6 protein-coding genes, 1 pseudogene and 1 other annotated feature are annotated in these 4,045 nt (G+C 57.6%); of the genes and pseudogenes, 1 reads left to right on the top strand and 6 read right to left on the bottom strand.

Annotated elements, in window-relative coordinates; all coding sequences use genetic code 11:
* Positions 1-289: pseudogene (locus NW856_RS10615) on the top strand (hypothetical protein); the annotation flags it as partial.
* Between the two features lie 57 nt (positions 290-346).
* Here NW856_RS10615 and rplL read toward each other — a convergent pair.
* From rplL to secE, 6 genes are all read right to left on the bottom strand, one after another.
* Positions 347-757 carry a 50S ribosomal protein L7/L12 gene (gene rplL, locus NW856_RS10610; protein WP_414329114.1) on the bottom strand — a complete coding sequence of 137 codons (411 nt, stop codon included), beginning with the start codon at positions 755-757 and terminating at the stop codon, positions 347-349.
* Positions 758-820: 63 nt separating this feature from the next.
* Positions 821-1,384: a 50S ribosomal protein L10 gene (rplJ, locus tag NW856_RS10605; protein ID WP_414400193.1), complete on the bottom strand. Its 564-nt coding sequence runs from the start codon at positions 1,382-1,384 to the stop codon at positions 821-823.
* A 58-nt stretch (positions 1,385-1,442) separates the two neighbouring features.
* Positions 1,443-1,602: a sequence feature (ribosomal protein L10 leader region), on the bottom strand.
* A gap of 79 nt (positions 1,603-1,681) precedes the next feature.
* Positions 1,682-2,392, bottom strand: coding sequence for a 50S ribosomal protein L1 (gene rplA / locus NW856_RS10600; protein WP_011432850.1), 711 nt, complete (start codon positions 2,390-2,392; stop codon positions 1,682-1,684).
* 106 nt (positions 2,393-2,498) lie between these two features.
* Entirely contained in the window at positions 2,499-2,924 is a 426-nt protein-coding gene (gene rplK / locus NW856_RS10595) for a 50S ribosomal protein L11 (protein ID WP_011432849.1), read from the bottom strand.
* Positions 2,925-2,933: 9 nt separating this feature from the next.
* Positions 2,934-3,599, bottom strand: coding sequence for a transcription termination/antitermination protein NusG (gene nusG, locus NW856_RS10590; protein WP_414342805.1), 666 nt, complete (start codon positions 3,597-3,599; stop codon positions 2,934-2,936).
* A 62-nt stretch (positions 3,600-3,661) separates the two neighbouring features.
* Positions 3,662-3,934: a preprotein translocase subunit SecE gene (secE, locus tag NW856_RS10585; protein ID WP_011432847.1), complete on the bottom strand. Its 273-nt coding sequence runs from the start codon at positions 3,932-3,934 to the stop codon at positions 3,662-3,664.
* Positions 3,935-4,045 lie beyond the last annotated feature (111 nt).

The raw sequence follows: 4,045 nt of genomic DNA, 5'->3' as shown, positions 1-4,045 counted from the left end.
CAGTGCGGGGCTCCTGCGATTTCTAGCTGAGAGTATCATCGCCTTCGATCGGCAGGTGACCCTTGAGGATCAACGGGTTCTGGAAAGCACCGACTATGACGTTCCCCTCGATATCAAGGCGGAGCAGCACATGTTTACCGATAAACCCAGCATCGTCATGCGTCGCAAGCTGGCTGCCCTCTTGAAAGCTCACGGAGAGGTGGAAGCGCGGCGGAGCAGGGATCCTGAACTCACGCCAATGGTCGGGCAGACCCAAAAGAGGGGCCGGAGCAGCCCCCCTTGGGTTTGAGAGTCTTGATTAGATTCCTCGTCAGAGCAGGGAGAGGCGCTCTCCTCGTAACTGGAACTACTTGATCTTGACGGTGGCGCCGGCTTCTTCCAGCTTTTTCTTGATGTCGTTGGCTTCCTCTTTGGCAACCCCTTCTTTGACGGGTTTGGGAGCCGCCTCGACCAGATCTTTGGCATCCTTCAGACCCAAGCCGGTCAACTCGCGCACCACCTTGAGGATGGCGATCTTCTTGTCGGCTGGCACAGCCTCGAGGATGACATCAAAGGCAGTTTGCTCTTCCACCGGCTCAGGGGCTGCCGCCGGAGCTGCCGCCGCCGCTGCCACAGGAGCTGCCATGACCATACCGCCGGCTGGGGCTGCTGCACTGACGCCAAAGGTTTCCTCGATGGCTTTCACCAGCTCGGAAGCTTCCAGCAAGCTCAAGGCTTTCAACTCTTCCAAAATCTTTGCAACGCGCTCTGAAGACATGATGGTTTCTCCTTGGGGGTAACAGAATCGATACACAGGTTTGGGCTGATGAACCGAAGCCCTTTAGGCGGCCTCCTTGTCGGCAATGGCCCGGATGGCCCGCCCCAGAGAGGCTGGGATCTCGTGGATACCGCGCGCCACTTGCGTGGGCACAGCATTGAGCCCGACCGCCAGGCCGGTGGCCACCGACTTGAGGCTGCCCGCCACTTGGGCCATGAGCACTTCCTTGGGCGGTAGCTCGGCGATGGCCTTGGCCTGCTCCAAGGTCAGGGATAGCCCTTCAATGCCAGCACCGCGGAACTCGGTTTTCTTGGTTTGCTTGGCAAAATCTTGATACGCCTTCAGGGCGGCTGAAATATCGCCCCGAATCAAGATAAAGGCCGTCGGCCCTGCCAAGAAGGGAGCGATCCCTGCCCAAGCTTTTTGGTCGGCGATGGCCCGCCGCATCAGGGTATTCTTAACAACCATGCAAACCGAATCCGATTTGCGCAGCTCTGCCCGCAGTTGATCCATCTCCGAAACGGTCAGCCCCTTGTAGTCGATCACCAGCACCATTTGGCTGGCTTGCAGCAGGGATCGGACTTCATTGACGATCTCTGCTTTCTTGGCTACAGGTTGCTTGCCCATGCGCTCACCTCCTTTGTTGTCAATGGTCACCCAGGGTTAACGGGTGGTGAATCTGGGTTCTGCCAAACAGAATGCGTCCCAGCCGTGGCCGAGACGCATGGAGATAAGCGCACCATCAAAGGCGATCCAAGAAGGGATCCCTTTGAACTTCGCTCAAACCTCGGCAGGACATTAAGCCCGCGGGCACCTGCTGTCTTCGGCTTGCTATTCGACTGGGGAAAGATGTTCTGCCGGGATCCTCCTCCAAATTACACTCACTCAAACCCTTTTCAACCCATCGCAGCGCCGAAGCCAGGCTTAGGTCGCCAACTTCAGCTCCCGCAGGGCATTGATATCAACCTCAATCGAGGGGCCCATTGTAGCAGAAACATGTAGGGTTCGCCAATACTTGCCCTTGGCTCCAGAGGGACGGTTGCGATCGATGGACTCCTGCACTGCCTTTAGGTTCTCCAGCAGAGCTTCGACGGGGAACTTGCACTTGCCGAAGATCAAATGCACAATGCCGGTGCGATCCGCCCGGTACTCCAGCTTGCCGGCCTTGAACTCCTTAATCGCTTGGGCCAGATCCATGGTTACCGTTCCCCCCTTGGGAGAGGGCATGAGGCCGCGCGGCCCCAACAGCCGCCCCAGCTTAGCCACCTGGGGCATCACATCGGGGGTGGCGATCAGAAGGTCAAAATCCATCATGCCCTTGCTGATTTCCTCGATCAGGTCTTCATATCCAACCCGATCCGCCCCTGCATTTTGGGCCTCCACCACTTTCTCGCCGCGGGCAATCACCGCCACTCGGATTTCTTGGCCGGTGCCCCTGGGCAAAACTACAGTGGTGCGCAGTTGTTGGTCGGCGTACTTGGGATCGATCCCCAGGCGGATGTGAACCTCTGCCGCCTCCTCAAATTTGGCGGTGGCCGTCTCCTTCATCAGGGCCAAAGCGGCTTCGGGAGCATAGGCAATGGGCTTCACCTTCTCCCGCAAAGCCTGCATACGTTTGGAAAGTTTTCGAGCCATCGTTTCTCCTCGGGGTACTGGCGAGAACTTCTCTCCCCCACAGTGGTTTGCTAGAACAACTTTTTCAAGACCGTGAACACCTCAGATAGGGCAAGGGATCCCTCCATCAATCCACCACCGTCACCCCCATGCTGCGAGCAGTTCCGGCAATAATTTTCATGGCCGCCTCCACATCGTGGGCATTCAAATCCGGCAGCTTCTGCTCGGCGATCTGGCGCAGTTGAGCTCGGGTCAGGGATCCCACCTTGGTTTTGTGGGGCTCGCTGGAGCCAGACTCAATGCCCAGAGCCTTCTTGATCAACACCGAAGCCGGCGGCGTCTTGAGGACGAAGGTAAAGCTGCGATCCTCGAAGATGGAGATTTCAACAGGCACCACCATCCCGGCCTGATCCGCCGTCTTGGCGTTGTACTCCTTACAAAAGGCCATGATGTTGACCCCGTGTTGACCCAAGGCTGGGCCAATGGGGGGAGCGGGGGTGGCCTTGCCCGCCTGAATGGCCAACTTGACCACGGCCACCAACTTCTTAGCCATGAAACGCAGTTACACCTCTTTTCGCACTTGACCAAACTCTAATTCTACCGGGGTGTCGCGCCCGAAAATCGAGATCAACGCCTTGAGCTTGCCCCGTTCTGGGCTGACCTCCACCACCTCGCCGTAGAAACCCTGGAAGGGGCCGGATAGCACCTCGATGCGATCCCCAGGGGCCATGTCGATTTTGAGGGGCACTTCCTCCACCTCGACGCTGCTGAAGATGCGCTGGACTTCGCTTTGGCTGAGGGGACGCGGTGTAACATGCCCCCGACCGCGACCGTAGGCCCGTTTTTCTTCGGTGCCAACAAAGTTGATCACATTGGGGGTTGTTTTCACCACCATCCAAGTGTCGTCGTTCATGTCCATGCGTACCAGGACATAGCCGGGAAAAATCTTCTCCTCTTGCTCCTGGCGCTTGCCGGTTCGATCCAGCTTGAAGCCCGTTCGCTTCGGGATCACCACCTCGACAATTTGATCCGCCACATCCAAAGCAGCCGCCCGTTGCATCAGGGTGCTCTTCACTTTGTTCTCGCAGCCTGAGGCCACCTGCACGGCGTACCAGCGCAGGTTGCGACGCTCTTGACCTTCCCCCTCGTCTGGTTCCGGGATCGCGTCTGCAGGCTCAAAGTGCTCCACACGGCCCCCACGACGTTTTCGCTGCTGCTCTGGCCTCATCACCTCACATCCTCCCTGTAGCCATCCTTGAACATGACTCTCTTGCCCCTCAGGACAGAACATCACAAGAACAGCTGAGTGGCTACCCAAGCAAACACTTGATCAACCAGGTAGATGAAGGAAGCAAAAGCCAACACAATCAGTAAGACCCCTACCGACTCGCCGATCAATTGCCGGCGGCTCGGCCAAACAATCTTGCTTAATTCTGTGCGGGTCTCTTGAATAAAACCCGGGATCCCTTTGGGTGCGGTGGAACTGTCTTTGGAGTGACCCCGGCTGGCGGGATCCAAACGCTGCTCCGTATCGGCTTTGCTGGAGGGGGTGCTCTTAACCACGGCGGTGTTCTCCTAATGGATCCCGAAAACGGTGTACCGCATTTCAGCAGGCACGGGATCGGCTTTGCGATCCTAACAGATTTACCGGGAATGGGATCCAACCTTAGGGAG

It is taken from the genome of Synechococcus sp. R3-13 (assembly GCF_047462195.1).
Lineage (GTDB): Bacteria > Cyanobacteriota > Cyanobacteriia > Thermostichales > Thermostichaceae > Thermostichus.
This window is presented reverse-complemented; position numbering and strand designations above follow the sequence as displayed.

What these genes read in the sequence shown, in the direction of transcription:
- rplA (WP_011432850.1), bottom strand. Translation starts at nt 2,392, where the DNA reads ATGGCTCGAAAACTTTCCAAACGTATGCAGGCTTTGCGGGAGAAGGTG.
- rplL (WP_414329114.1), bottom strand. Translation starts at nt 757, where the DNA reads ATGTCTTCAGAGCGCGTTGCAAAGATTTTGGAAGAGTTGAAAGCCTTG.
- rplK (WP_011432849.1), bottom strand. Translation starts at nt 2,924, where the DNA reads ATGGCTAAGAAGTTGGTGGCCGTGGTCAAGTTGGCCATTCAGGCGGGC.
- nusG (WP_414342805.1), bottom strand. Translation starts at nt 3,599, where the DNA reads ATGAGGCCAGAGCAGCAGCGAAAACGTCGTGGGGGCCGTGTGGAGCAC.
- rplJ (WP_414400193.1), bottom strand. Translation starts at nt 1,384, where the DNA reads ATGGGCAAGCAACCTGTAGCCAAGAAAGCAGAGATCGTCAATGAAGTC.